Raw genomic sequence first — 2,389 nt, forward strand, 5'->3', positions numbered from 1 at the left:
CGCCTGCGCGGAGCCTGTTTCGTCATTCCGCGCGAACGCGGAAAGAGGAACAAAGTCCGGCAGCAGGCCCGCCAGTTCCGGGCCGGTGGCAGCGCAGATAAGCAGGCTCACGCGGTTTACAGCCTCCAGTAGTCTATGCCCGCGTCACGCATGGCGGCCGGGTCGAGAAAGCTTTTTACGTCCAGCACAACGGCCTTGTCCGGCTGGGCAAAGAGACCTTTTATGGCATCGGGGGACAATGCCTTGTACGCATCGTGTCCCACTGCCAGGATAAGGGCATCCAGATTGTGCAGGTCGCCCTGGGGCAGCAGAATCTGGCCGTATTCGTGCAGGGCTTCGGCAGGATCGGCCTCGGCGTCGCTCACGAGCACCTGCACGCCGTAGTCCTCAAGTTCGCGGATAACGTCCACCACGCGGGTATTGCGCAGATCCGGCACGTTTTCCTTGAAGGTAAAGCCCAGAATGCCCACGCGCGCGCCGCTGATGATGCGGCCGCTTCTGATAAGGCGCTTGACCGTGCATTCGGCCAGGTACTTGCCCATATTGTCATTGATGCGACGGCCCGCCAGGATGACTTCGGGGTGAAAGCCCAGTTCTTCGGCCTTGTAGGTAAGGTAGTAGGGGTCCACGCCAATGCAGTGGCCGCCCACAAGACCGGGCCGGAAGGGCAGGAAATTCCACTTGCTGCCTGCGGCCTGAAGCACTTCAAGGGTATCAATGCCGAGGCGGCCGAAGATGATGGCAAGCTCGTTCATGAGGGCGATGTTGAGGTCGCGCTGGGTGTTTTCGATGACCTTGGCGGCTTCGGCCACCTTGATGCTGGAGGCGCGGTGTATGCCTGCCGTGACCACCGAGCCGTAGATCTGAACCAGCAGGTCTGTGGTAACGTCGTCGGAGCCGGAAACAACCTTGGTGATGGTTTCAAGGGTGTGCACCTTGTCGCCGGGGTTGATACGCTCGGGCGAGTAGCCCACGGTAAAGTCGCGGCCAAAGGCGAGGCCGGACTCGCGCTCAAGGATGGGGACGCAGATTTCTTCGGTCAGGCCGGGGTACACGGTGGATTCGTATACGACCACGCAGCCCTTGCTCATGTGGCGGCCCACGGTGGTGCTGGCCCCCACCACGGGAGTAAGGTCGGGGGAGCGGTGATCGTCAATGGGCGTGGGAACAGCCACAATAATGACGGCGGCCTGCCTGAGGTCGGCCGGATCGCAGGAATAGCGCACATTGGCGGCCTGGAGTTTCTGGTCGTCCACTTCGCGGGTGCGGTCGTGCCCGTCCTGCAGTTCCTTGATGCGCGGGGCGCTGATGTCAAATCCCAGCACGCTCATGCGGCGCGAAAGGGCCACGGCCAGGGGCAGACCCACATAGCCGAGGCCGACGACGGCCAGCGTTTCTTTGCCTTGTTGCAGGGCCTCGAATGTCACCATAATTTCATTCCTTTACAAAACAGGCTTTTTTCGTCACCAAGAAAAGCATGGACTTCAATATAGAACTTTTTTTCCGCGCCCTGGGCCTTGCCATCGTGCTTGAGGGGCTGTGCTGGACGCTTTTCCCCGGCGGTATGCGCCGGGCGCTGCTGAGCATTCTTCCTCTGCCGGAAAGCCGCTTGCGTGTGCTGGGGCTGACGGCTCTGGCACTGGGGCTGCTGGTCGTCTGGCTGGCTTCACGCTAGAGCAGTGAACCCCCGAAATGCTCGTTTACGGCAGGCAAAAGTCTGCCTGCCCGCATTTCGTGGCAAGGATTTTCCTGAAAATCCTTGCAGAGCAGTGAACTCATTTCATTCGTAAACTGTTCTGGCGCCTGCCGGGCAGCCTTGTCGCAAGGCTTTCTTGCCTGTGGCCCCATGCGGCAAACAGCGCTTGCGCGCGCTTTCGTAATGAGGCCCGAAAGGCATTCTGTCTCTGCGGCCTGTGGCGAAAGGCCGTGCTTGCTCCACCGGTGTTGCGCGGCATGCCGTTTGCCGCCGCAAAAATGCCGCGCGCGTTGCTTTTTGTCAGGTTTCCGTTGCGCGGCATGCCCGTGAAACCGTCTTGCCGCAGGCCGCCTACCGGGCCTTTTCACCCACATGCAGACAGACGATGCCCGACGTGAGCTTTTGATGCCATGCCTTGTTGAATCCGGCCCTGCGCAGTTCCTTTTCCAGCTCAACGGCTGAGGGAAACGCGCGGATTGTATCGGCCAGATAGGCGTACGCAGCGGGATCTTTGGAAAATATGCGCCCCACACGGGGCAGCAGGTGATTCAGGTACACATTGTACAGGCCGCCCCAGATGCGCTCGCGGCCGGAGCCGAACTCCAGGATACAGGCCCGCCCGCCGGGGCGCAGCACCCGCAGCATTTCGGCAAAGGCCGTTTCACGCGGGATGATGTTGCGTATGCCGAAGGC

The 2,389-nt window shown here is 61.0% G+C and carries 3 protein-coding genes; 1 reads left to right on the plus strand and 2 read right to left on the minus strand.

Annotated elements, in window-relative coordinates:
* Window positions 1-116: 116 nt before the first annotated feature.
* Entirely contained in the window at window positions 117-1,430 is a 1,314-nt protein-coding gene (locus tag V6C16_RS11330) for a nucleotide sugar dehydrogenase (RefSeq protein ID WP_333535619.1), read from the minus strand.
* A gap of 47 nt (window positions 1,431-1,477) precedes the next feature.
* Here V6C16_RS11330 and V6C16_RS11335 point away from each other — a divergent pair, with 47 nt between their 5' ends.
* On the plus strand, window positions 1,478-1,675 hold the full coding sequence (locus V6C16_RS11335; RefSeq protein WP_333535620.1) for a DUF2065 domain-containing protein: 198 nt from the start codon (window positions 1,478-1,480) through the stop codon (window positions 1,673-1,675).
* Between the two features lie 372 nt (window positions 1,676-2,047).
* Here V6C16_RS11335 and V6C16_RS11340 read toward each other — a convergent pair.
* On the minus strand, window positions 2,048-2,389 hold a 342-nt coding region (locus tag V6C16_RS11340), incomplete at its 5' end, for a class I SAM-dependent methyltransferase (RefSeq protein WP_333543252.1).

The sequence above is a fragment of the Desulfovibrio sp. 1188_IL3213 genome (assembly GCF_036763145.1).
GTDB lineage: Bacteria > Desulfobacterota > Desulfovibrionia > Desulfovibrionales > Desulfovibrionaceae > Desulfovibrio.